At 64.6% G+C, this 24,424-nt stretch carries 18 protein-coding genes; 9 read left to right on the top strand and 9 right to left on the bottom strand.

Features of this window, described 5'->3' with window-relative positions:
- Positions 1 to 527 precede the first annotated feature (527 nt).
- Complete coding sequence (locus H7J93_RS13020) at positions 528 to 4,724, top strand: nSTAND1 domain-containing NTPase (protein WP_267306684.1); 4,197 nt, start codon at positions 528 to 530, stop codon at positions 4,722 to 4,724.
- Positions 4,725 to 4,742: 18 nt separating this feature from the next.
- Positions 4,743 to 5,894 (top strand): patatin-like phospholipase family protein, encoded by a 1,152-nt coding sequence (locus tag H7J93_RS13015; RefSeq protein WP_267306683.1) that lies wholly within the window; start codon positions 4,743 to 4,745, stop codon positions 5,892 to 5,894.
- On the opposite strand, the gene H7J93_RS13010 is transcribed toward H7J93_RS13015, so the two are convergent.
- Positions 5,891 to 7,867, bottom strand: a complete 1,977-nt coding sequence (locus tag H7J93_RS13010; RefSeq protein ID WP_267306682.1) for a RyR domain-containing protein — start codon at positions 7,865 to 7,867, stop codon at positions 5,891 to 5,893. The genes H7J93_RS13015 and H7J93_RS13010 overlap by 4 nt on opposite strands.
- A gap of 7 nt (positions 7,868 to 7,874) precedes the next feature.
- The gene (locus H7J93_RS13005; protein WP_267306681.1) at positions 7,875 to 9,056 is read right to left on the bottom strand and encodes an NAD(P)/FAD-dependent oxidoreductase; all 1,182 of its coding nucleotides are present in this window, start codon (positions 9,054 to 9,056) and stop codon (positions 7,875 to 7,877) included.
- 151 nt (positions 9,057 to 9,207) lie between these two features.
- Between H7J93_RS13005 and H7J93_RS13000 the strand changes: the two genes are divergently transcribed.
- The 4 genes from H7J93_RS13000 to nrdF all read left to right on the top strand — a co-directional run bounded on the left by H7J93_RS13000 (position 9,208) and on the right by nrdF (position 13,500).
- The gene (locus tag H7J93_RS13000) at positions 9,208 to 9,948 is read left to right on the top strand and encodes a TetR/AcrR family transcriptional regulator (RefSeq protein ID WP_267306680.1); all 741 of its coding nucleotides are present in this window, start codon (positions 9,208 to 9,210) and stop codon (positions 9,946 to 9,948) included.
- A 75-nt stretch (positions 9,949 to 10,023) separates the two neighbouring features.
- Positions 10,024 to 10,770: a hypothetical protein gene (locus H7J93_RS12995; RefSeq protein ID WP_267306679.1), complete on the top strand. Its 747-nt coding sequence runs from the start codon at positions 10,024 to 10,026 to the stop codon at positions 10,768 to 10,770.
- Between the two features lie 107 nt (positions 10,771 to 10,877).
- A complete protein-coding gene (locus tag H7J93_RS12990) occupies positions 10,878 to 12,398 on the top strand; it encodes a flavin-containing monooxygenase (RefSeq protein ID WP_267306678.1) in 1,521 nt (506 codons plus the stop codon).
- A gap of 139 nt (positions 12,399 to 12,537) precedes the next feature.
- Positions 12,538 to 13,500, top strand: coding sequence for a class 1b ribonucleoside-diphosphate reductase subunit beta (nrdF, locus tag H7J93_RS12985; RefSeq protein WP_276021819.1), 963 nt, complete (start codon positions 12,538 to 12,540; stop codon positions 13,498 to 13,500).
- A gap of 9 nt (positions 13,501 to 13,509) precedes the next feature.
- Here nrdF and H7J93_RS12980 read toward each other — a convergent pair whose 3' ends face one another.
- The 3 genes from H7J93_RS12980 to H7J93_RS12970 all read right to left on the bottom strand — a co-directional run bounded on the left by H7J93_RS12980 (position 13,510) and on the right by H7J93_RS12970 (position 16,557).
- The gene (locus tag H7J93_RS12980) at positions 13,510 to 14,154 is read right to left on the bottom strand and encodes a cutinase family protein (RefSeq protein WP_267306676.1); all 645 of its coding nucleotides are present in this window, start codon (positions 14,152 to 14,154) and stop codon (positions 13,510 to 13,512) included.
- A gap of 101 nt (positions 14,155 to 14,255) precedes the next feature.
- Positions 14,256 to 15,716, bottom strand: coding sequence for a sugar transferase (locus tag H7J93_RS12975; RefSeq protein ID WP_267306675.1), 1,461 nt, complete (start codon positions 15,714 to 15,716; stop codon positions 14,256 to 14,258).
- Between the two features lie 133 nt (positions 15,717 to 15,849).
- A complete protein-coding gene (locus H7J93_RS12970) occupies positions 15,850 to 16,557 on the bottom strand; it encodes a GAF domain-containing protein (protein ID WP_267306674.1) in 708 nt (235 codons plus the stop codon).
- Positions 16,558 to 16,702: 145 nt separating this feature from the next.
- Here H7J93_RS12970 and H7J93_RS12965 point away from each other — a divergent pair, with 145 nt between their 5' ends.
- On the top strand, positions 16,703 to 17,146 hold the full coding sequence (locus tag H7J93_RS12965) for a hypothetical protein (RefSeq protein ID WP_267306673.1): 444 nt from the start codon (positions 16,703 to 16,705) through the stop codon (positions 17,144 to 17,146).
- A 6-nt stretch (positions 17,147 to 17,152) separates the two neighbouring features.
- Here H7J93_RS12965 and H7J93_RS12960 read toward each other — a convergent pair whose 3' ends face one another.
- The 3 genes from H7J93_RS12960 to H7J93_RS12950 form a co-directional block, all read right to left on the bottom strand.
- On the bottom strand, positions 17,153 to 18,202 hold the full coding sequence (locus H7J93_RS12960) for an NAD(P)-dependent alcohol dehydrogenase (RefSeq protein WP_267306672.1): 1,050 nt from the start codon (positions 18,200 to 18,202) through the stop codon (positions 17,153 to 17,155).
- 114 nt (positions 18,203 to 18,316) lie between these two features.
- Positions 18,317 to 18,592, bottom strand: a complete 276-nt coding sequence (locus tag H7J93_RS12955; protein WP_267306671.1) for a YciI family protein — start codon at positions 18,590 to 18,592, stop codon at positions 18,317 to 18,319.
- A gap of 10 nt (positions 18,593 to 18,602) precedes the next feature.
- Positions 18,603 to 19,706 (bottom strand): iron-siderophore ABC transporter substrate-binding protein, encoded by a 1,104-nt coding sequence (locus H7J93_RS12950; RefSeq protein ID WP_267306670.1) that lies wholly within the window; start codon positions 19,704 to 19,706, stop codon positions 18,603 to 18,605.
- A gap of 160 nt (positions 19,707 to 19,866) precedes the next feature.
- Here H7J93_RS12950 and ctaD point away from each other — a divergent pair, with 160 nt between their 5' ends.
- Both ctaD and serB read left to right on the top strand, forming a co-directional pair.
- A complete protein-coding gene (gene ctaD / locus H7J93_RS12945; RefSeq protein ID WP_267306995.1) occupies positions 19,867 to 21,612 on the top strand; it encodes an aa3-type cytochrome oxidase subunit I in 1,746 nt (581 codons plus the stop codon).
- A gap of 35 nt (positions 21,613 to 21,647) precedes the next feature.
- Positions 21,648 to 22,901 (top strand): phosphoserine phosphatase SerB, encoded by a 1,254-nt coding sequence (gene serB, locus H7J93_RS12940; protein WP_267306669.1) that lies wholly within the window; start codon positions 21,648 to 21,650, stop codon positions 22,899 to 22,901.
- 76 nt (positions 22,902 to 22,977) lie between these two features.
- Here the strand turns inward: serB and yczR are convergent, their stop codons facing one another.
- Entirely contained in the window at positions 22,978 to 24,420 is a 1,443-nt protein-coding gene (gene yczR, locus H7J93_RS12935) for a MocR-like transcription factor YczR (RefSeq protein WP_267306668.1), read from the bottom strand.
- Positions 24,421 to 24,424: the final 4 nt, after the last annotated feature.

Genomic DNA, 24,424 nt, shown 5'->3' with positions numbered 1-24,424 from the left:
CGTCGTCAGACGAGGTCGAGCCGGAATTGGTCACTGGTCATGACCGTAGCTCAGTTCGCGCGATCTCGACAGCATGGCCGCGAGGTCGCTCGGTACGTGTCGATGGCCCGGCTTGCACCTCTCGAGGTGTGGGTCTCGAATCCTGTGACGCGCAGGGGTTCCAGCAATTCGGATCACCAGGCTCACCATCGATAACGAATCCGGTTCAATACCAAGATGTTCCATGTTCGGAAACCCAAAAACACCCCAGTGCTGCAGAGCGATTGACAGTAGGTAGATCCGGTGTCCTACACCAGGAGTGGGGCAGCGGTCGCGGTGCGGAATTCGGCGGTCGAATGTCAGCGGGAAAGCAAGCAGGCCACCGTTTTCGGTGGACAGTGCCAATGGGCTGAGCTTTGGCATAGCGGCAGTGTCAAACTCATTCGACGAAAAGCGCCCACATGCTGCCAATTCGTGGCATACCGTGACAGCGACGTAAATTTGCCAATCTCGCCGGCATCGGGATTGCAGCAGGTGGGAGTGCCGACATGTCTCGCATCTTCCTCAGTCACGCGACTGCAGACAGCCGCGCGGCAATTGCGTTGAAGCAGTGGCTGGTCGAGCAGGATGCGTCATTGGCCAACGAGATCTTCCTTGACGTCGACCCACACACCGGATTGGAAACCGGCACACGCTGGAAGGACGCACTGCGTCGTGCGAATGCGCGCTGCGAAGCCGTTGTCTGCCTCCTGTCCGAAAATTGGGAAGCTAGCCATGAGTGCAAGGTGGAATATCGCACCGCGGAAAACCTGAACAAACAGATCTTCTGCGCTCGATTGGAACCGTCGACAGGCGACGAACTAACTTCGGAATGGCAGCGTTGCGATCTGTTCGGCGACGGTCCAGTCACCTTGATCGACACCGGAAACGGACCCGCGGTGTCCTTCGCGACAGACGGTCTCTATCGATTACGCGAAGGGATCCGCAGTGCGGGTATCGGTGCCGACTCCTTTCGGTGGCCTCCGACGGATGACCCGCAGCGCGCACCGTATCGGGGCTGGGAGCCGTTGGACGCCGCCGACGCAGCGGTGTTCTTCGGTCGCGATGCGCAGATCGTGCGGGCGCTGGATGCGATTCGCGGAATGCGGCGCTCCGGGACGAATGCGTTGTTCGTTGTGCTGGGACCGTCGGGCACGGGGAAGTCCTCGTTCTTGCGGGCTGGGTTGCTACCCCGGCTGGGGCGAGAGGATCGTCGCTTCGCGCTGCTCGACATCGTGCGACCTGAGCGCAGCGCGCTGACCGGCCAATCGGGCTTGGCGGCCGCGATATTCGCCGCCAGAAAAGCGCTCGGCCTTTCCAGGCCGAGTCTGGGCGACGTCAAGGCGGCGTGCGCGGCCGGCGATGTCGACCAGGTGACGGCCTGGCTCACCGAGATGCGGAACGAGGCCGCAGAACGCTTGTTGGACCGGGAGAATGACGACCAGGACGCGCCGGTGGCGCCCACATTGGTGCTGCCCTTGGACCAGGCCGAGGAATTGTTCTCTGCCGACGCGGGAGAGCAGGCCGACACGTTTCTGCGGCTGCTGGCCGGCGTCACGCGGCGGTTGAACGCCCTGCAAGCCGGCCTTGTGGTGGCCGCCACCATCCGCACCGACCGATACGAGCTGATGCAGACGCATCCGGCATTGACCGGCGTTGGTGCTGTGCTTTTCGATGAACTGAAACCCATGCCTCCCACCGAGTTCAAGGAGGTGATCGTCGGTCCGGCCCACCGCGCGACTGATGCCGGTCAGCCCCTGCGGGTCGCTCCGGAACTGGTGGAGCGGTTGTTGATCGACTCCGCTGAGGGCGCGGACACGCTGCCGATGCTTGCTTTGACGCTGTCGCGTCTCTACACCGATTATGGCGATTCCGGAGAACTCAGCCTTGCGCACTATGAAGCGCTGGGCGGCATGCGTCGAGTAGTGCAAACCGAGATCGATGAAGTCCTCGCCGTCGACCCTCGGCAGCGAGCAACCGAATTGGCCGCGCTCAGGGCTGCATTCATCCCATGGCTGGCCACGATCAACCCCGACAACGACCAGCCGATGCGAAGAGTCGCGCGCTGGTCCAATCTGCCTGACGCAAGCCGACCACTGATCGATGCGCTGGTGGCTAAACGCTTGATGGTCAAAGACAACCGCGACGGGCAGACCGTGGTTGAGGTGGCACTGGAAAGTCTGTTGCGCCAATGGGATCAGCTGGCCGGCTGGTTGCGCGACGAGCGCAAGGATCTCAAGGAAGCCGACGACATCGAGCACTGTGCCGATGCGTGGGAGGCGAACGACCGCAATCCGGCCTGGCTGCTGCAGGGGAGTCGGCTGGCCGAAGCGGTTGTGCTGCTGGAGAAACCCGGGTTTCACGAGCGACTTGCTCGTACCGCCGAGTTTCTCGCCGCCTCTCGGGAGAGTGAAGAAGAGCGCCGCGCGGCCGAGGAACAACAACGCCAGGCAGAACTTCGCGCAGCCCAGGAGCGGGCTAATCACGCGCAAGAGAAGCAAGCCACCGCCGAAGCTCACTCGGCCATACTGCGCAAGAGGTCGCAGGTGCTACGCCGAGTCGTGGCCGGCACCGCGGCAGTCGCCGTACTCGCGATCGTTGCCTCGCTGCTCGCCACCTCGGCGCACAGTCAGGCGCAGACTCGATTTCGGCAGGCGACGGCGGCCAGGCTGGAATCGGAGGCCCAGGGCATGCTCGACTCTGTTCGGCCAGGCGGTGATGCGCGGGCGTTGCAACAGGTGCTCGCCGCTCACCTGATCGACGGTGAGAATGACGACGCCATCTACAGCGCCGCCGTCAGCAGGCACAACCTCGTCAAGATCATCCCCGCCGAATCTCCGGTCTACGGCGTGGCATTCAGCCCGGACGGTAGCCGCGTCGCAAGTGCGAGCGAGGATCACATGGTGCGGGTCTGGGACAGGGTGACCGGCAATATCGTCGGTGAACCCTTGTCCGGCTTACCGAACGCCGCATTCAGCGTCGCCTTCAGTCCCGACGGCCGGCGGTTGGCCGCAGCGAGCGACGACTCCGTTCAGCTGTGGAGCGCCGAAGTCGGTGCTGCAAGCCGAAGCACCCTGCGGCTCAACGCGACCAAGGTGAAGCAGGTTGTCTTCAGTCCCGACGGTCGGCGACTTGCCACCGCATCCTCGGACGGGACGATTCGGCTGTGGGATGCGAACACGGGCGATCCGCTGCCGCAGAAATTTGTTGGGCACCGCGACGCCGTCAATTCGATCGCGTTCAGCCCTGACGGCCGCCGACTCGCCTCGGGGTCCAACGACAAGACGGTGCGGCTTTGGGACGCCGAGACCGCGACGCCCATCGGGGAACCGCTGAGCGGACACAAGGACGCGGTGACAGCCGTGGACTTCAGTCCCGACGGACATCGGGTGGCTTCGGGCTCGAAAGACCGAACCGTCTACCTCTGGGACCCCGACACTCAACGGCCGGTCGCAGGCCCGATGATCGGCCACAACGACATCGTGCATGAAATCGCGTTCAGCCCCGACGGACGCATGCTTGCCTCAGCGGGTGGCGACAACGTTGTGTGGCTGTGGGACACCGCGACCGGTTCGGCCATCGGTAGGCCGTTGACCGGCCACGACTTCGAGGTGTACAGCCTCGCATTCAGCCCCGACGCCCGGTACGTCGTCACGGGAAGCTACGACCAGACCGTGCGGCTGTGGGATGTCGGGGACATGATTCTCGCCGATCAGGGCGAGTTATGGACGGTGGCGTTAAGTCCCGACGGTAACCGGGTCGCCAGCGCTGGCGACGACGGGTCGGTACGCCTGTGGGACACCACAACCGGCAAGCCAGTCGGGCCGAGGCTGGTCGGCGGTCACCAAGCAATCGAGGTGGTCACCTTCAGCCCTGACGGTCGGTGGGTGGCGGCAGGCGGCGATGACAAGACCATCCGTATCTGGGACGTCGAAACCGGAAAGCCGGTGGGACGTCCGCTCACGGGCCACACCGATCTCATCTGGACGTTGGCGTTCAGCCCGGACGGCTCGCGCCTGGTGTCTGGCAGCGCGGATCGCACGATTCGGATCTGGGATACCAGCACGGGCGAGGCGATCGGTAAGCCGATCACCGGTCACACCAGCGACGTCTACGGCGTCGCGTTCAGTCCTAACGGGTCGCGCGTCGTATCAGCCAGCGTCGATCGCACAATCCGGTTGTGGGATGCAGCCACGGGTCAGGAGATCGGCAAACCGATTACCGGCCATACGAACACAGTGGACAGTGTCGCGTTCAGTCCAGACGGAAAACGAATCGTCTCGGGTGCCAGCGACGGCCTGGTGCGGCTGTGGGACGCCGACACCGGTGGACCGATCGGCAAGCCCCTCATCGGACACAACGACACGGTGGGCTCGGTCGCGTACGGGCGTGACGGCCAGATGATCGTGTCCGGCGGCTATTCGGGCGAGGTGCGGTTGTGGGACGCCGACTCGGGCCGAACGATCGGCGGACCGATGCGGGGTCACGCCGACCTTGTGGTTGGGGTCGCCATCAACTCCGACCGTCATCTCGTCGTATCAGCTGGTGATGATGGGATTCTGCGCCTGTGGTCCACCCAGGCCACCGAGGGAGACCTGTGCGCCAAGCTCACCTCAAACATGAGCCGTGCTCAGTGGAACGAGTGGATCTCGCCGGACATCGATTACATCCCGACCTGTCCAGATCTCCCGATCGCACCAGACTGATAGGGCGCAAGCAAAGCAATGGCGTACAAGACTCTGGAAGGACATCTGTTCGGCGACGGGCCAAAGCGCATGCTGTCGCTCGACGGCGGTGGTGTTCGCGGCGCGCTGAGCCTTGGTTATCTGGCCAAGATCGAAGAAATTCTCCGCGAACGTGTCGGAGGTGATCCGGATTTCCGGCTTTGCGATTACTTTGACCTGATCGGTGGGACGTCCACCGGATCGATCATCGCCACCGGCCTGGCCATGGGGATGTCCGTAGACGAACTCATTGAGGTCTACCACACAGTCGGGGTGGAGGTCTTCGAGGAGAGCTTCTTGCATTTCGGACTGCTCGGCGCGAAGTTCCCCAAAGAGCCTCTGATGCGGGCGCTTTACACATTCTTCGGAAACGAGACGCTGGGCAGCGACAAACTGCGGACCGGCTTAGTGGTCATGACCAAGCGTCTGGACACCGGGAGCCCCTGGCTGCTGCACAACAACCCGCGCGGCAAGTTCTACCGGGGACAAGATGGTGAGCACGGAATCGGTAACCGAGACCTGCTACTGCGCAACATCATTCGCGCGAGTACCGCCGCACCACATTACTTCGAACCGGAAATGTTGCAGGTGGCTCCCCATGTCACGGGCGCCTTTGTCGATGGTGGGATCAGCCCCTACAACAATCCATCGATGCAGCTGTTGATGATGAGTACCTGTAGCGGCTACGGATTGAACTGGCCGTTCGGACACGACCGGTTGCTTCTGGTTTCGGTAGGTACGGGATTTCGTCAGGTCTCGGTCCCGGCGACGACCGTGATGAAGATGCCGGCTCTGCGGCTGGCAGCGGAGTCGGTCGTCTCCATCATGGAGGATGCCAACTGGCTGGGTCAGGCTGTGTTGCAGTGGATGTCACGAAGCCCGACCGCGTGGACCATCGACGGTGAGGTCGGTGATCTGGAGGCTGATGTGCTGGGGGGTGGGCCCGCTTTGATGTCCTACCTGCGCTATGAGCTCGCCTTGGAGCCGCGGTGGCTGAAGGACACCGTGGGCCTACACGTCAGCGATGCGCAATGCGCCGCCCTCTACGCGATGGACGATGCCAAGAATCTGCCGGAGTTGACCAGATTGGGTCGATCCGCCGCAAAGGTTCAGATCCTTCCGGCGCACTTTCCGTCGAGTTTCGACGTCTAGACGGTTGACGGATCGCCCGCAGGACGGGAGATATATCCGAGTTCGCGCAGCTTCGAAAGCGTGTCCGCGAGGCTGGCCAACGCGGTGGACAGCAGATGATTATCGGCCGCAATGGCTTCCCATCCCACGAGTTTGTCGTGAACTTTGTGGGTGTCATCTCGCACCGGACCGTACTTCCATCCTGCGGCGCGGTAGTAACGGCACCACTCCTCGTGCTCGCAGCGCGCCATCGCCAGCGCGGTGTCCTCGTCGAATCCCATCACTCGCAGCCGCTCCAGAGGCGCGAGATCGTGAAGCGTCGCCGTCGACACCGAAATCGGCTCATGGCCAAAGGTGTTCCACGTGTGGCCGCCGATCTTCTCGACCATCCAGAGCGCGTTGCGGACCTGGCGTCTGTTGGAGCCGCGGTAGAACTCGCTGAGCTGATCCCACGGCAGTGTTGCGGCGGAATGGCTGTCGATCTCGGCGACGTAGCGGTCGTGAATCAGCCGGGCCGCCCGCTCCCACGCGTCGTGTGCCTTACCTGCGGGCATATGCATGCTCAGCCGGTAGGAGAACAGTTGTCCCACAACGGGAGTCCGGTCGTCGGTCTCCTGGGCGGCGGGATTCCAGGCATAGATGGGGGTCGTCGGATACCGGGCGGCCAGCCGCGTTCCGGTGTTGGCATCCACGCGTGCATCGTCGACCAGGATGACTGCGGTCTCGGCTGGAGCCGCTTCGACCAGTGAAATCAGCAGGGGCACAGAGGGCCGCTCGGCCTGCGCGGTGACCTGCGGACGGTCCGGCGGTTGGCCCATCCGTTGTCGGGCGAATTGATGGTCCTGTTTGTATTCCTCGGCGTTCTCGGCGACCAGCGTCAGGCACGGCAGCGGCTGGCGGTCCGGCGCGGCGTAGTAGTCCCACTCCAGTTGCCGCTGGGCGATTTCGGCGCACAACGCAAGCGTCAACTCCGATGCGCCGCACACCAGAATGCGTTCGACGGCGGTGTCTGAGTCGAGGATGTCGTCCAACAACCGTCGGGCGGTGACCTCGTACTTGCCTACGGTGTCGGCTGCCCAGCGGGTCTCTGCTCCGCCGAAGTGCTGCGCCCGCCACGCCGCGGCCTGCCAGGGGTCGTCGATTCGCACGATCAGTGGCAGGCGTTGCCTGCCCGCGTCTTTCGGCAGCCGCTCTGTGATGAGTGCCAGCCGCTGCAAGTTCGCGGCGGCATCCGGTGAGAGCAGGTAGAGCCGATCCAGCTTGCGCCACAAGGGCAATGCCGTCCACGCCGGCTTGGCGAAGTCAGCAGCCACCACGCGCGCACCCACACTGCGTGCGTCGCGTACGCATTGCCGATCGGGGGAGGCGGCGATCACGACCAGGGCGCTCCGGCGGCCCAGCGTGGCCGCGATCGCGCCGACCATCGACGCCGCATCGTCGTCGATATCCACCACCGCCGTCACCGAAGGCGCCAGCGAGATCCTGAGCCGGTCGAGGTGGGATTGGAAGAGCGCCATCGCGACACCGATCACGCTGAGAAATATCGCGGCGATGGCCGTCAGCCGGGCTATGTCAAGGGCGACGGGGATGGGCAGCGGGCATACCTCGCCGTCCTCGAGCTCGTGGTCGCCGGTGCCGCCCTTCACCAAGTTGGCCGTCCAGATCACCGGGGTGAAGATCTTCGGGTTGTCCTCATCGAAGCATCGCCAGTACGAGGCCAGGCCCAGCGTGATGGTGATCAGCACCAGACCCACCACGGCGGTCACCGGTGAGCTCGTTCGCCCGACGCTCCGCGAGTTGAAGACGACCGCGCCCAGCATCAGGAGCAGCACCGTCACGATGGCCAACGTCTGCCAGGATCCCGGACTTCCGAACCACTGCCACGCCGGGGACAGCCCTTCGCGAAGCTGGGGGACCGCGGCAATCACCGCCAGATAGCCGAGGAGCAGCAACACGATCGCCGTGAGTGATACACGAGCGACCGCGCCGCGCATGGATACCTCAGTAGCTGTGTTGGGGCCCCTGGGCCTTCTTGTATAGCGCCTTGAGCATACGGTCGCGGAACGCCGCATTGTCCAAAAGCTTCAGGCCGGCATTCGCCAGCCGCGGATAGCCCAACAGTTTGTGGAAGTAGCGGCCACGCTTGTACTCCCGGCCCCACGCCGCTTCCATCCGCTGCGCGTAGTTCGTGAAGTCGTCGGGGCCGCCGTTCTGCAACGCCGCGACCGCGCATTCGCCTGCGGTGAGACCAGACTCCAAAGCCTTGGAGATGCCCGCCCCGGACGCCGGCTTGCCCGCACCCAGCGAGTCGCCGGCGAACAGCACACCCGGCCGCCACGGCGGCCACGCAGTGAAGCCCATCGGCAGTCGCCACGCGCGCACACTCTTGTTCTTCTTCAGCTCTTCGATCGACGGCAGCTCCCAGTCGGCGGGCAATGTGCGCAGGAACTCGCCGAGGAACTGGGTGGCATTGATCGCCTGCCAGTTCTTGTAGCTGTTCACGTAGCCGAGGCCGATGTTGAACACCCCGTTGCCCATCGGGAACACCCAGCCGTAGCCGGGCAGCTGATCGCCCTGGAACATCAGCTTGAGGTAGATGTCCAGGCTGTCGGAGTCGGGCCGGTTCGCGTGCATCTCGGAGCGGATCGCGATCGCCGAGTAACCGTTGTACTCCGAATCGATCTTCAGGGCGCGCTTGATTGGGGAGTAGGCGCCGTCGGCCGCGATGACCGCGTCGCCGTAGACCTTCTCGCCGCTCTTCAGCGTCACCCCGATCACTCGGCCGCTCGGATCGAGTTCGGGGCCCGCCACCTCGGCACCCTGGCGAACTTCGGCGCCGGCGGACTCCGCGTGCTTGAGCAGCAGCGTGTCGAGATGCTCGCGACTCACCGTGTGGCCGTGATCGGGCATCCCGGGGCGCTTGGGAAACGACAGCTCCCACGCGCTGGGGCTGAAGGCCGTCACCCGGTTGACCCGGTGGAAGGTGGCGACCTCGTCGGCCAGCCCCATCTTCTGCAGGTAGCTCACGGCCCGTGCGGTGAGCCCGTCACCGCAGGGTTTCGCGCGGGGGAACTGGGCTTTGTCCAGGACCACTACCTTGGCGCCGGTCTGCGCGGCCTGCCACGCGGCCGCCGAGCCCGAGGGCCCGCCACCTGCGATGACCAGGTCGTATCGCTGCGTCATGAATCTCGTCTCGTCGATCGGCTGTCGTAGAAATAGTACCCAAGGCGGCGCAACCCATCTCTGCGAGAGAAACGGATTGCTACGCCGATGGTCTTTGCGGGCGTGGGCAGGTCTGAGCAGGTCAGCGGTGTCTGGGCGGTACAGTGATCGGGTGCGACGAGGGTCCAGGCCACGTTCCAGTGGTGAACCGGGTGTCAAGGTGGACGCCCGCAGCGAGCGCTGGCGTGAGCACCGCAAGAAGGTGCGCTCGGAGATCGTCGACGCGGCCTTCCGTGCGATCGACCGCCTCGGTCCAAACGTCAGCGTGCGCGAGATCGCCGAGGAGGCGGGTACCGCCAAGCCCAAGATCTACCGGCACTTCACCGACAAGTCCGACATGTTCGCCGAGATCGGCCAGCGGATGCGCGACATGTTGTGGGCGGCGATCATCCCGTCGATCAACGTCGAGACCGATTCCACCCGCGAGATCGTGGCGCGTGGGGTCGAGCACTATGTGCAACTCGTCGATCAACACCCGAACGTGGTGCGGTTCCTGCTGCAGGGCCGGTTCGCCGATCAGTCGGCGGCTGCGATGACGACGGTCAACAAGGGCAGCGAAATCACTCTCGCCATCGCGGACATGATCAGCACCGAGCTCGAGGAACTCGCGCCGGAACCAGAGGCGTTCGAACTGGCGGCGTTCGCGATCTTCGGCACCGCCGCGTCGGCGACGGACTGGTGGCTGGGCGTTGACGACGACACCCCCCGGCGGATGCCGGCCGACAAGTTCATCGCGCATATGACGACGATCATGGTGGGCGCCATCAACGGCACCGCCGAACTGCTGGGCATCAAGATCGACCCCGACCAGCCGATCCACACCGCCGTCCGGCGACAACAACCGGTCGCCTGATATTTGATTTCGAGGCACCGTTTTTGAGGCAGTCGCCTCAGGTGCTGAGGTCGTGTTTCGCACGACCATCGGCGTATGACAAAACAACACACCCCCCAAGAAACTGTTGCGGCCGTGCTGGCCAACCCGACCCTGCCTTCCGGTGACGACGAGCGATTCGTCGGATTCGGAATCATGGGACTGCCCTTCGCCAACGGGCACTATCTGGCGATGCGGCATTTCCCCGCAACGACATTCGCGCCGCCGTACGTCTCGGTGTGGCACCGCGACCCATCGTGCAACTGGACGTTCTACGCGACGACTCCCGGACAGCAGAGCTGCGCACGGTATTTCAGCTCGGCCACTCCGAATGACGCGGTGCAGTGCGACATCCGCATCTCCTGGACCGGGCCCTGGTCGCTGGCCGTCGAGATTCCCGACGTGCTGCACTGGAGTCTCGAGCTGGAGTCCACTCGGGCCACCCGGACGATGAACAGGATCGGTGGCCGGGTGTCCGAGTCGGCGTGGAACGAGCCCGCGATGCTGAAGCGGCTGGGCTGGGTGGCGCGGCGCACGCTCGGTGTCGGCGACGTGCGGCTCACCGGGCGGGCGCCCAACGGGCAGTGCTACTCGATGGCCCCGAAGCAGATGTGGTTCGTTGCTGATTCGCGTGCTGTGCTGCACGGGCGGGACCTGGGCCCGAGCGGGCCGTTGCTGCGGCAGGCTCGGCTCGGCGACTTCCGGATGCCTCAGCGCGGCATCGGCATGGTCGGATCGGGTCACTTCGAGACCTTCGATCCGGATCGGCATCTGAGCAGCCAGCGGGCCCTTTCCTTCGCCTGAGCTGCGACTCGGCACCGTCATGCACGATGTACCCTGGGCGTGGAAAGTATCCGGTACCGGCGTTCCCAGGATGGGGGCGCGGGGCCGGCTCCCAGGGAGGTCCGAACATGACGGTTGCCGAGTACTCGGGCGAGGCTACGGCTGCAACGCCGGTGCACACACGCGCGCTGATCATCGGTTCGGGCTTCTCCGGTCTGGGAATGGCGATCGCGCTGCAGAAGCAGAACGTCGACTTCGTGATCTTGGAGAAGGCCGATGACATCGGCGGCACGTGGCGCGACAACACCTATCCCGGCTGTGCGTGCGACATCCCGTCGCACATGTACTCGTTCTCGTTCGAGCCCAAGCCCGACTGGACACACATGTGGTCGTTTCAGCCGGAGATCCAGGAGTACCTGCAGGGCGTGACGAACAAGTACGGGTTGCGGCGCTACATCCAATTCAACTCGCACGTCGACCGGGCGCACTGGGATGACGACGAAATGCGTTGGCACGCCTTCACTAAGGACGGTCGCGAGTTCGTCGCGCAGTTCCTGATTTCCGGCGCCGGGGGGCTGCACATCCCGCTGATCCCGGACTTCGAGGGGCTCGACGACTTCGAGGGCGCGCTCTTCCACTCCGCGCAGTGGGACCACAGCGTCGATCTGACCGGCAAGCGCGTCGCGGTGATCGGCACCGGGGCCAGCGCCATTCAGATCGTGCCCGAGATCGTCAAGGACGTTGCGGCGCTTCATCTTTACCAGCGCACCCCGGCTTGGGTGATGCCGCGGCCCAACAACCCGATCCCGCGGTGGATGCGGCAGGTGTTCACCTACGTCCCTGGCACCCGCGCGGCGATGCGGGCGGGGATCTATTGGATTCACGAAGCCGTCGGCTTCGCGATGACCAAGCAACCGCGGCTGCTCAAGATCGGTGAACTGATGGGCAAGGCCAACATTCGCCGCGCCATCAAGGATCCGGAGGTGCGTAGGAAGCTGACCCCGAACTACCGGGCCGGTTGCAAGCGAATCCTCAACTCCGACACGTACTACCAGGGCATCGCGAACCCGAAGACGGAAGTCATCACCGACGGCATCGCACGGTTCACCAAGACCGGCATCGTCGCGGCCGACGGGACCGAACGTGAGGTCGACGTCGTGGTGGCCGCCACCGGCTTCCACGTCACCGACTCCTACACCTATGTCGACATCAAGGGTCCCGGCGGCGAGGACCTCGTCGACCGGTGGAACCGCGAGGGCATCACCGCACTGCGCGGTATCACGGTCGCTGACATGCCCAACCTGTTCTTCCTGCTCGGCCCCAACACCGCGCTGGGGCACAACTCGGTGGTGTTCATGATCGAGTCTCAGATCCGCTACGTCGCCGACGCGATCGCGGCCGTCGACAAGGCGGGCGCCCAGGCGCTGGCGCCGACACGGGCCGCCCAGGATGCCTATAACGCCGAGCTGCAGCACGACCTGGCCGGCACGGTCTGGAGCACCGGCGGCTGCCGCAGCTGGTACCTCGACGAGCACGGCGTCAACCGCACACTGTGGAGCGGGATGACGTGGCAGTACTGGCTTGCGACCCGCAGATTCGACCCGTCGGAGTACGAATTCCTGACCGCTGAGAGGCGCATCGCGGCCTAGTTCGTGCGACACGCCCAGACACAACATCTCGTATAGCGGCGGTTCGTCAGACCCCAGTTGTAGTGTTGAAGGCGCTATAGCTGCCCTATAGCTTCCACCAACAAAGACCAGGTGAAACGGGGTACTCGTGAGTGATGGCATGAAACTGATCGACCGTGTCTCGGCCATCAACTGGAACCGTGTGCAGGACGAGAAAGACGCCGAGGTCTGGGATCGGCTGACCGGCAATTTCTGGCTGCCGGAGAAGGTCCCGGTGTCCAACGACATCCCTTCTTGGGGCACGTTGAACGAGCACGAGAAGCAGCTGACGATGCGGGTCTTCACCGGCTTGACGCTGCTTGACACGATCCAGGGGACCGTCGGTGCGGTCAGCCTGATTCCCGACGCGCTGACGCCGCACGAAGAAGCGGTCTACACCAACATCGCGTTCATGGAGTCGGTGCACGCACGCAGCTACAGCAACATTTTCTCGACGCTGTGCTCGACGGCCGAGATCGACGACGCGTTTCGCTGGTCGGAGGAGAACCCGAACCTGCAGCGCAAGGCTGAGATCGTCATGCAGTACTACAAGGGTGACGAGCCGCTGAAGCGCAAGGTCGCATCCACTCTGCTGGAGAGCTTCCTGTTCTATTCAGGCTTCTATCTTCCGATGTACTGGAGCAGCCGGGCCAAGCTGACCAACACCGCCGACATGATCCGGCTGATCATCCGCGACGAGGCCGTGCACGGCTACTACATCGGCTACAAGTACCAGAAGGGGTTGGCGCAGCAGGACGCCGCCGTGCAGGCCGAGCTCAAGGACTACACGTACGAGCTGCTGTTCGAGCTCTACGACAATGAGGTCGAGTACACCCAGGATCTGTACGACGAGGTCGGGCTGACCGAGGACGTCAAGAAGTTCCTGCGCTACAACGCCAACAAGGCGCTGATGAACCTCGGCTACGAAGCGCTGTTCCCGCGCGACGAGACCGACGTCAACCCGGCGATCCTCTCGGCGTTGAGCCCCAACGCCGACGAGAACCACGACTTCTTCTCCGGGTCGGGGTCGAGTTACGTCATCGGCAAGGCCGTCGTCACCGAAGACGAGGACTGGGACTTCTAAGGCGTAGGGCTACAGCTTGCCGGCGACGATGCTGGCGGCTTGATCAACCAGTCCCGAGCCGAGGTATGAGGGCTGCAGGTGCGAATCCCAATTGAGGCCTCGGCCGCAAATGGGGTCGCCGTCAGCGCACTGGTCGATCGTCCTGCCGGCATAGGCCGGGGCCGGGCCGAGCCGCCTGGTGCCGTTGCCGAACAACACGATCGCTGCGACGTGCCGGTTGATATCCGGCGGAAGTGAATTCGCCCTCGCGAACAGATCGGCGGCCGTTGCTCCGATGGAATAGCCGCCGACCACCATTCGGGTGTTCGGGCAGTCTCTCGCCATCGATCGGATGTGGGAGCCGATATCCCTGGCACCGTTGGCGGCGTCGAGGTCGGCGACGTAATTGACCCCGTAGACACCGACCGACCTCGCCGTCTTGGAGCGCAACGCGTTGACGAACGCATCACCGATGGCGCCGACCCCGGGTGGTTCGAACCGGCCGCGGGCGAAAACCACCTCGGCATCCGGGCACGCCGCCGACGCCACGGGAATCAGGGAAACGGGGACCGTCGCCGAGGCGATCATCAATATCGCGGCAATGGCGGCGCCGACCGCCAAATTGGAAACTAGTGGGGTTCGTGAGACGCGTGTGATCGAGAAAAGAGACCTCATGAATGATTGTCGGTCCAGCGGCGGAGTGTGTTACGTCGCCCACGAATCTCTGAACGTCGCCGCATCGCCGCGACGAGAACCAAATCGCCTGTGGCGGCTCGCTATTCGGCGTGCTTGAACACCGCGATGACCGTCAGCAGCAGGATCTTGATGTCCAGCCAGAACGACCTGTTCTCGATGTAGTAGTTGTCCCATTCCGCCCGGTCGGCGATCGACGTCTGCCCTCGCAGACCGTGCACCTGCGCCCAGCCGGTCAGCCCCGCCTTGACCCGGTGTCGTTGACCGTAGCGGTGGATCTGCATTTCGAAGAGCTCGACGAATTCCGGTCGTTCGGGCCGCGGGCCCACGAGGCTCATGTCGCCGCGTAGAACGTTGATCAGCTGTGGCAGTTCGTCCAGCGACAACCTGCGCATCACCTTCCCCACGAGGGTGCGCCGGTCGTCGCCCTCCACGCCACCAGGGGCCGCACCGGGCGTCAGCTCGAACGGGGTGTCGGAGTCGCTGGGATCGCGCATCGAGCGGAATTTCAGGCAGTCGAACGGGACGCCGTCGCGCCCTACTCGCTTCTGGCGGTAAAAGATCGGACCGGGCGAACTCAGCTTCACGAGTAGTGCCAACGTCAGGAACAGGGGCGAGATGAGCAGCAGTGCCAGTGCGGCACCGATGCGGTCCGTCGCGTACTTGATTGCGAACTGCCACCCTGAGGGATTGACCGGGGGCAGAACCAACAGGGGTATCCCGCCGAGATGATCGATCCGAGCCCGTTTGCCTACGGCGTCATGCAGCCGCGGCACCACCCACACGCGGATGTCGTGCCGATGGGCCTTGCCGATCAGCTCGACCAGTTCGTCGTCGGAGGTAGCGCCCTTGGAGATGACGACCTCTTCGACGCCCATGGACGTCGCGATCTCACCGAACAGTGCGGGCGGGCCGAGGTAGGGGACCGGCGGGTCAGCCGTCGTTAGCTCGGACAGCTTCGGCGCCTCGGATGCCAGAATGCCGACCGGGCGCAGCCCGTACTCGGGCAGAGCGCACATGTGCTTGACCAGCCGGCCGACCATCACGGTGTCCCCGACCAGCAGTGTGGGCGCGGCCGATTTGCGCGATCGCCGAAAATGGCGTTGAAGGGTATTGCGGGTCAGTCGGACCAGCAGAATCAGGATGGCGGCGCATAGCCCGGTCCAGGCCACGTGGTAGCCCGGGTGCACGTGGCCGACCAAGAGAAGTATGCCCAGCACGACGAAGGACGCGATCGCGATGGAATTCACGATCGGGTTCACCTCGTCGAGGAAATTGCGTGTCAGGTTGCGTCGATACAACCCGTCGTGCGTAAACGCGATGAGCACCACCGGAATGAACAGCCAGATCAGCCGGTCGTCGTGCCCGGGGTCAGCCGTGTCCCACGATTCCGGTAAGACCACCGCGACGGCGACGGCTACTACATCGAGAAAGACGGTGAGCGTGATACTCCCGACCCTGCTGCGGGTGACGTCGAAAAAGGTAAGGCGCCGTGGCGTCGCCGGCGCCTCAATTCCTCGACGGGGGTCAGCGTCAACGCTCATGAATGCAGATCGTCTTTCCACACAGGTCCATCGCGATACGAACCGATTCTGGCGGTTACGATCGGCCCCCCGGCCGCCGTTTTGACGACCACGTTAGCGCAGGTCGTGCCGACTTTGCTGTCCGGACATCTGCTCAGTCCGGCGCGATGCCGAATATACGCGCGCGGATCATCATGACGAAATCTTCCATCAGCTGGATGTGTCCAGGCGACCAGCGCCGCGGTCGGGTGTCCCAGGCGCCCAGTGTGCCGATGGTGTGATCCTGACCGTCTTTGAGCGGGAAGCCCGCGTAGGCCACGATGTAGCCGTTTCGCACCGCGAAATAATCGATCAAATGCGGTTCCTTGCGTACGTCCTCGAGGATCAGAGGTTTGCCGGAGGCGACGATCTCGCGGCCTAGTGAACCCTCGGACGGTCCCTGGCGGGTGCGCACGACTTCTCCGCGGAGGCCGATCGCGCTGCACATGTACTGGGTGTCACGGTCGACCAGCGACACGGCGGCACTCGGCACGCCCAGCGCCCCCACCACCATGCCGACCACCCGGTCGAGGCTGCGGGCCCGTTCGGCGTTGAGCAGTCCACTGTCGTACAGCGCGCGGAGTCGGTCCGGATTGGACACGACGGAATCGCCGGTGATCGGACCGGGCACGTCCAGATTGGCCGCGCGGACGCGCGCCAGCAGTTCCTGTATGTCGGCGTCAACGCGGCGGGCCCGCTCGATGACCATCCTCCCGGCGGCAGCACGGGCGATGTACGTTTCGACGGTTTCGCCGGCCATGGCCGCTTCCTCGACCAGAGCGTTGTTCAACCACTCGTCGAATTCGGGCAACATGGGCGTCATCGCTGTCACGCTAGCCCGTCGCGACGCGCGGCGCGGCACGTCTGCGCAGCAAGTCTGAGGGGTTACGGACTAAACCACGCCCCGTCGTGAGAGCATCACCCCTGGCAAGGATTCCGCGCGCGTTGGGACAGAGATGATTCGGAAAGTGATCGCCGTGTCCGTGGCGATGTTCGCCGCCATTGCGTTGCCCCTGGCGCCACCCGCGGCGGCCGACGACGGCACGATGGTCGTCACCCCGGACGGAAAGATCCGCTGCTTGGTCAGCGCCGACAACGTGCCCCAGGGCGGTGGCCCGATGGTGATATGCCAACAGACGGACGGCCAGCCGTTCGCGCTGTCACCGTGGGCCTCGACGAAGTTCTTCCAGCGGCTGAACCTCGCGGTGAAGCGGGGCGCAGGGCAGTTCTACTGGGCCAAGGTTCCCATCCTGGGCGCCGGCCCGGGAACACAGAACGTCTCCCTGAGCCTTGGCCAGACCTACCACATCAACGGCTGGACCATCGAACCCTTAGAGACCCAGACCAAGTTCACCAACGACGCCTCCGGCACAGGCATGTTTCTGGGCGTGGCCACCCTGCGCCATTTCTGACCCCTTCTACTGGCGCAACGTCGCGGTATCGATCACAAACCGGTAGCGCACGTCGCTGGCAAGCACCCGCTGATACGCCTCGTTGATGTAATCCGGTGTGATGACCTCGATTTCGGGACGGACGTCGTGCGCGGCGCAGAAGTCGAGCATCTCCTGCGTCTCTGCGATGCCGCCGATCAACGAGCCAGCCAAGCTGCGCCGTCCGGACACCAGTACCGGGGCCCCAACGGTCATGGGGTGTTCGGGCATCCCGAGCTCAACCAGCGTGCCGTCGAGCTTCAACAGCCTCAGATAAGCATTCAGGTCCAGGTTGGCCGACACCGTGTTCAGAATGAGATCGAATGAGTTGGAGAGGGTTTCGAACGTCGCCGGGTCGGAGGTGGCGTAGTACTCGTCGGCGCCCAACCGCAGGCCGTCCTCCATCTTCTTCAGTGACTGGCTCAGCACGGTGACCGTCGCACCCATCGCATGGGCGAGCTTGACCGCCATGTGTCCCAGTCCGCCGAGTCCGATCACCGCCACCTGTGTGCCCGGGCCCGCATTCCAGTGGCGCAGAGGCGAATACATGGTGATGCCCGCGCACAGCAGAGGTGCAGCGGCATCGAGCGGAATGCTGTCGGGGATGTGCAACACATAGTTCTCGTCGACGACGATCGCGCCGCTGTAGCCGCCCTGAGTGCGCTCGCCGTCGCGGCCGATGCCGTTGTAGGTGCCGACCATTCCCGGATTGGTGCAGTACTGCTCCTCGCCGGCTCGGCACTGAGCGCACTCCCGACAGCTGTCGACGAAGCAGCCGACGCCGACCCGATCGCCCACCTTGAACTTGGTGACCTCGGAGCCGATTTCGGTGACGACGCCGGCGATCTCGTGGCCCGGCACCAACGGATAGACGACATCGCCCCACTCGCCCTTGACGGTGTGGATATCGGAGTGACAGATGCCTGCGAAATGGATGTCGAACGCCACGTCATGGGGGCCGACCTCGCGACGGGTGATGGTGGTCTCAGTCAGCGGTTCGGTCGCCGACGTGGCGGCATACGCGGAAACGGTGGTCATAGCGGCCTTCTACCTCGGGTATTCACTAAAAGGAAATTCGCCGCGACAACGCGGCTACTCAAGTAAAACGACTGAGGCTGCCGCGCGCTTCCCCGCGAAGCTGTGAGTTAGCCCCTAAAGTCCCGGCGCGCGGAAGGCGCCGTTGAACGACAGTCGCTCGTAACGGGCCACCTCGGCAGCGGTGTAGGGGTCGTTGTCGACGATGGCCTGCGCCTCATCTGCGCTGATGTCGCCGGTCAACAGAATTGCGCCCGACTCGTCCTCCAGGCGGCCCGCCAGCACGATTCGACCGGCGGCGACCTCGCCCTTCAGCCACTCCAGATGAGCGGGCCGGGTCTCGTTCACGACGTCGGGTGGCTGCAGGTAGGTGGATTTCAAGACGTGGAACATCTACGCCAGGCTAGTTGATCGGCGCGTTGATCCATGGAAGGTCGGCGAGTATGCCGCGTGCCGCGACGATGCCTTCGCCGGTCTGCCACACCTCGTCGTTCACCGCGAACACTCGGTTGTCGCGATTGGCGGACAGCTTCTTCCACGCGTCGCTTTCCAGCACACGGGGTGCACGGTCTTTGGCCGCGGGCGAGTCGAACGAGATGTAGACGATGTCGCCGTCGGCGGCGGAGAAGTCAGGCGAGTCATCCAGATCCGCGTCGGAGATACCGATCTCGATATACGGCTTGTCGGTAAACCGTTGCGACGCAGGACGATCGACGCCCGCTGCGGCCAATACGCTGCCGGGGAAGTTGTCGAGCCCATAGACCCGCATCACGCTGTCGGTGAACTGCACGATCGACGCCTGAAAGTGAGTGGCGTCGTTTTCGGCGCCGGTCTTGTCGGCGGCCCGCTCGAACCCGTCGATCATTTCGTTGGCCGCATCGAGCCGACCGGTCGCCGCGCCGACGGTTCGCATGTTGTCCTGCCACTTGGCGCCGGGAGGGCCGGTGAACACCGTCGGCGCGATCGCCGAGAGCTCACCGAAACCGCCGGGCGTCAGTGCCTCCGACCCCAGGATCAGGTCGGGGGTCGCGGCCTTGATCGCCTCGATATCGGGTGCGGTGCGGGTACCGGCCGGCGGCACATCGTGGATGACCTGGCCGAGGTAGGAGGGTTGGCTCGTGGAGCCGTCGGGCAGAGCGGCGGCCACCACGCGGGATTGCAGACCGAGCGCACACAGCGTGTCGAGCTGATCGCCGGAGAGCACCACGATGCGTTGCGGATCCGCACGCACCTCGGTTTCGCCCGCGGCATGTTGGACCAGCCGATCGGGCGGACCGGGGTCGACCGGGGCCGGTTCGGAGGCGCAGGACTCGTCTGGCCTGCGCTGATTGCCCAGGACGCCGGCACTGGCGATCTTCGTGGTGCTGGTGATGACGGACGACTCGCCGGCGGTGGCAGGCTCATCGCCGCCCAGCGATCCGCAGCCGCTGACGATCGTGATGGCCAGCGCTGCCGCGATCGCAGCCGACGAGGCCAGCAGGCCGGCACGAGGTCCGCTGATCAGCACGTCGCTGACGTTAACATCCAGCCAGGTTGCAGCAGGTCAGCCCGCGTCGTGAATCATTTACGACAGTTTGTAGGACCACCACGACTTCCGGGTACACCGGGAGTTAGGATTCATCAGTGAAGACCGCCGGGATTTCCCGACTGGATGTTTGGAGGATCTGTTGGTAGCCGAAGCGCCCCCAATCGGAGAACTCGAGGCTCGCCGTCCGTTCCCGGCCCGGCTCGGCCCGAAGGGCAACCTGGTCTACAAGCTGATCACCACGACCGATCACAAGATGATCGGCATCATGTACTGCGTCGCCTGCTTCATCTTCTTCTTCATCGGCGGGCTGATGGCGTTGTTCATGCGCACCGAGTTGGCGATGCCAGGGCTGCAGTTCCTGTCGAACGAGCAGTTCAACCAGCTGTTCACCATGCACGGCACGGTGATGCTGCTGTTCTACGCGACGCCGATCGTGTTCGGGTTCGCCAACCTGGTCCTTCCGTTGCAGATCGGGGCGCCCGACGTGGCGTTCCCGCGGCTCAACGCGTTCTCCTTCTGGCTGTTCCTGTTCGGCGCGCTGATCGCGACCGCCGGCTTCATCACCCCCGGTGGTGCCGCCGACTTCGGCTGGACCGCGTACTCGCCGCTGACCGACGCGATTCACTCGCCCGGCGCCGGCGGTGACCTGTGGATCATGGGCCTGGCCGTCGGTGGTCTCGGCACCATCCTCGGTGGCGTCAACATGATCACCACGGTGGTCTGCATGCGCGCCCCGGGCATGACCATGTTCCGCATGCCGGTCTTCACCTGGAACATCATGGTCACGTCGATCCTGGTGCTGATCGCATTCCCGATCCTGACCGCCGCACTGTTCGGTCTGGCCGCCGACCGCCACCTCGGTGCACACATCTACGACCCGGCCAACGGCGGCGTGCTGTTGTGGCAGCACCTGTTCTGGTTCTTCGGCCACCCCGAGGTGTACATCATCGCGTTGCCGTTCTTCGGCATCGTGTCGGAGATCTTCCCGGTGTTCAGCCGCAAGCCGATCTTCGGTTACACCACCCTGATCTACGCGACGCTGTCGATCGCCGCGCTGTCCGTGGCGGTGTGGGCGCACCACATGTACGCGACGGGCGCGGTCCTGCTGCCGTTCTTCAGCTTCATGACGTTCCTGATCGCCGTGCCGACCGGTATCAAGTTCTTCAACTGGATCGGCACGATGTGGAAGGGCCAGTTGACGTTCGAAACACCGATGTTGTTCTCGGTGGGCTTCCTCGTCACGTTCCTGCTCGGTGGTCTCTCGGGTGTGCTGCTGGCCAGCCCGCCGCTGGACTTCCACGTCACGGATTCCTACTTCGTGATCGCGCACTTCCACTACGTGCTCTTCGGCACCATCGTGTTCGCGACCTACGCGGGCATCTACTTCTGGTTCCCGAAGATGACGGGCCGCCTGCTCGACGAACGGCTCGGCAAGCTGCACTTCTGGCTGACGTTCATCGGCTTCCACACCACCTTCCTGGTGCAGCATTGGCTCGGTGACGAAGGCATGCCGCGTCGCTACGCCGACTATCTGCCCAGCGACGGCTTCACCACGCTGAACGTCGTCTCGACGATCGGTGCCTTCATCCTGGGCATCTCGACGATTCCGTTCGTGTGGAACGTCTTCAAGAGCTGGCGCTACGGCGAGCCGGTCACCGTCGACGATCCGTGGGGTTACGGCAACTCGCTGGAGTGGGCCACCAGTTGCCCGCCGCCGCGGCACAACTTCACCGAGCTGCCCCGAATCCGTTCGGAACGGCCCGCATTCGAGCTGCACTACCCGCACATGGTGGATCGGATGCGTGCCGAGGCGCACGTCGGCCGGGCGCACGGGCCTGACGATGGCGACGTGACGCGGCTGGACAACGAGAACGTCCGCACCTAACGGGCCGAAAGGCTAGTTGGGCACATGGTCGCAAGGTGACTTCACCTACCGGCTCTTCGCGCAAGCGCTCGTCGCTGCTGATCACAGTCACCGGCCCCGACCAACCGGGCGTCACCTCGGCTCTTTTCGAGGTGCTGTCCCGGCACAAGGTCGAGCTCCTCAACGTCGAACAGGTCGTCATCCGGCGTCAACTGACGCTGGGCGTCCTGGTCGCGGGCAGCGACGAGGTCACCGCAGGGGCTGGACTGCGTGACGAGGTGCGCGCCGCCATCGAGGGCTTCGGATTGGACGTCTCGATCGAGCCCAGCGACGACCTGCCCGTACTCCGCGAGCCGTCCACCCACACCATCGTCGTGCTGGGCCGTCCGATCAGCGCGGAAGCTTTTGGCGTCGTGGCCCGCGAGGTCGCTGCGCTCGGCGTCAACATCGATTTCATCCGCGGCGTCTCCGACTACCCGGTGACCGGGCTCGAACTGCGGGTGTCGGTGCCGGAGGACGGAACGTACGGCCCGCTGCAGGCGGCGTTGGCACGCGTCGCCGTCGAGGAGGGCATCGACATCGCCCTCGAGGACTACAGCCTTTCCCGACGGGCCAAGCGGCTCATCGTCTTTGACGTCGACTCGACGTTGATCCAGGGCGAGGTCATCGAGATGCTCGCCGACCGCGTCGGGGCGCACGCGGCGGTCGCCGAAATCACCGAAGCAGCGATGCGCGGCGAGTTGGACTTCGCGGAGTCGCTGAACCGCCGCGTCGCGACGTTGGCGGGCCTGCCCGCCAACGTGCTCGAGGAGGTCGGCGAGCAGATCGAGCTGACACCTGGTGCGCGGACGACGATACGGACGTTGCGGCGCTTGGGTTTTTACTGCGGCATCGTGTCCGGTGGCTTCCGTCAGGTCATCGAACCGCTGGCGCACGAGCTCGAGATGGACTTCGTCGCGGCCAACGAACTCGAGATCGTCGACGGGAAACTGACGGGCCGCGTGGTGGGCCAGATCGTCGACCGGCCAGGAAAAGCCAAGGCGCTGCGCGACTTTGCGAACCAGGCCGGGGTGCCGATGGAGCAGACGGTCGCCGTCGGCGACGGCGCCAACGATATCGACATGCTCAGCGCCGCCGGTCTGGGTGTGGCTTTCAACGCCAAGCCGGCATTGCGTGAAGTCGCCGACGCCTCGCTCAGCCACCCGTATCTCGACACCGTGTTGTTCATCCTGGGTATCACGCGTGCGGAGATCGAGGCCGCCGACGCGCGTGACGGCGTGGTGCGTCGCGTCGACATCCCCGACGACTAGCCACTGTTGCGCGAGCAGACACAAACGGCACCGACACGCCGCGAGTTCGGTGCACTTTGCGACTGCTCAGGCTGGATTAGACGACGACGGTCGTCGGCTCCGGCGCCGTCGCGCCCGTGATGCTGTGCCACGCGCGAGCGAGCAGCTCGATGGCCTCGGTGAGTTGTTCTTCGGGTAGCGCGTAGGGGATGCGCACAAACCGCTCCAGCGTCCCGTCGACACCGAATCGCGGTCCGGCGGGCAGGTCGAGTCCGAGGCGCGAGGCCGCCGCCGACAGCGCGGTGCTCATCGGCGCCGGCAGCCGCACCCACAGCGACATCCCCCCGACTCCCGGTCCCGGTTCCCAATCGGGCAGCTGGCGACTCAACAACGACTGCAACAGGGCGCGACGGGTCCGCAGGATTTCGCGGCGTTCGGGCAGTACCTCGTCGCGGCGGCCGAGAAGCCTTGCGGCGGCGAATTGTTCGAGCACCGGGGTGCCCATGTCAATCGACGGCCGCAGCGCGGCGATGGTCGCGATCGTGGCGCGCTCGGCCCGGATCCAGCCGATGCGCAGTCCACCCCAGAACGACTTGGACATCGAACCCACGGTGAGAAGCAGATCGCGAGGTGTCATCATCGCGGCCGCCAGGGGAGCGGGTATCGGCCCGTCCAGCCACATGTCGAGGATTGTCTCATCGATGATCGTGCGGGTGCGTGACTCGGCGATGATGCGCGCCAAGCGCTTTCGGTCGCCCTCGGGCATCGTGAGCCCCGTGGGGTTCTGGTTGTCGGGAATGAAGTAGGCAAGGTTAGGGGCCAGCTGGTTGATCGCGGCCTGTACCGCGTCGAGTTCCCAGCCCGCCTCGGTCATCGCGACGGGGACCGGACGTGCACCTGTGGTGTTGATGGCCGACAGCGCCCCGTGATAAGTGGGTTGTTCCACAAGCACGCGGTCGCCGGGCTGCACATACGTCGTCAGGATCAATGAGATCGCGTGGAGTGCACCGGTAGTCACCAACACTTCATCGGGATCGGTGGGAAGTCCACGCTCACAGTATCTTTCGGCGATGGCCTCGCGCAGTGCGCTCACACCGACGAGTTCGTGGCCGGGCTCGTGCAGATACGGCGTGACGTCACGCGTGGCGTCGACGAACGACTCCATCACCGCCGCGGCCGGAGCCGACAGCGCGGCGGCGGCCAGGCTCACCGTCGCCGGCAGCGCATCGGTCCGCACGGGAGGCGTCACTGGCAGCGCGGTGGTGCTGCGCGCCCCGCGCCGTGCGTGGAGGTAGCCGTCCTCGCGCAGCTGGTTGAAGGCGGCGGTGACTGTCGTGCGCGATACGCGCAGCGCGTCGGCGAGCGTGCGCTCGCTCGGCAGCCGCGAGCCGACCGGGAGACGGCCGTCGATGATCAGCAGGCGGATCGCGTCGGCCAGCCCCTGATACGCCGGTCCACTTTGACTGGACGTGCGCCAGTTGCCCAATTCGCGGGCCAATAGGTCCACGTCGAGGGCTCGACCCGCCAGTTCTACCGTCATTTGC

Origin of the sequence: Mycobacterium barrassiae (assembly GCF_025822765.1) — a bacterium.
Taxonomy (GTDB): Bacteria; Actinomycetota; Actinomycetes; order Mycobacteriales; family Mycobacteriaceae; genus Mycobacterium; species Mycobacterium barrassiae.
The sequence above is the reverse complement of the archived record's forward strand: the minus strand, read 5'-3'. Positions and strand labels throughout refer to the sequence as shown.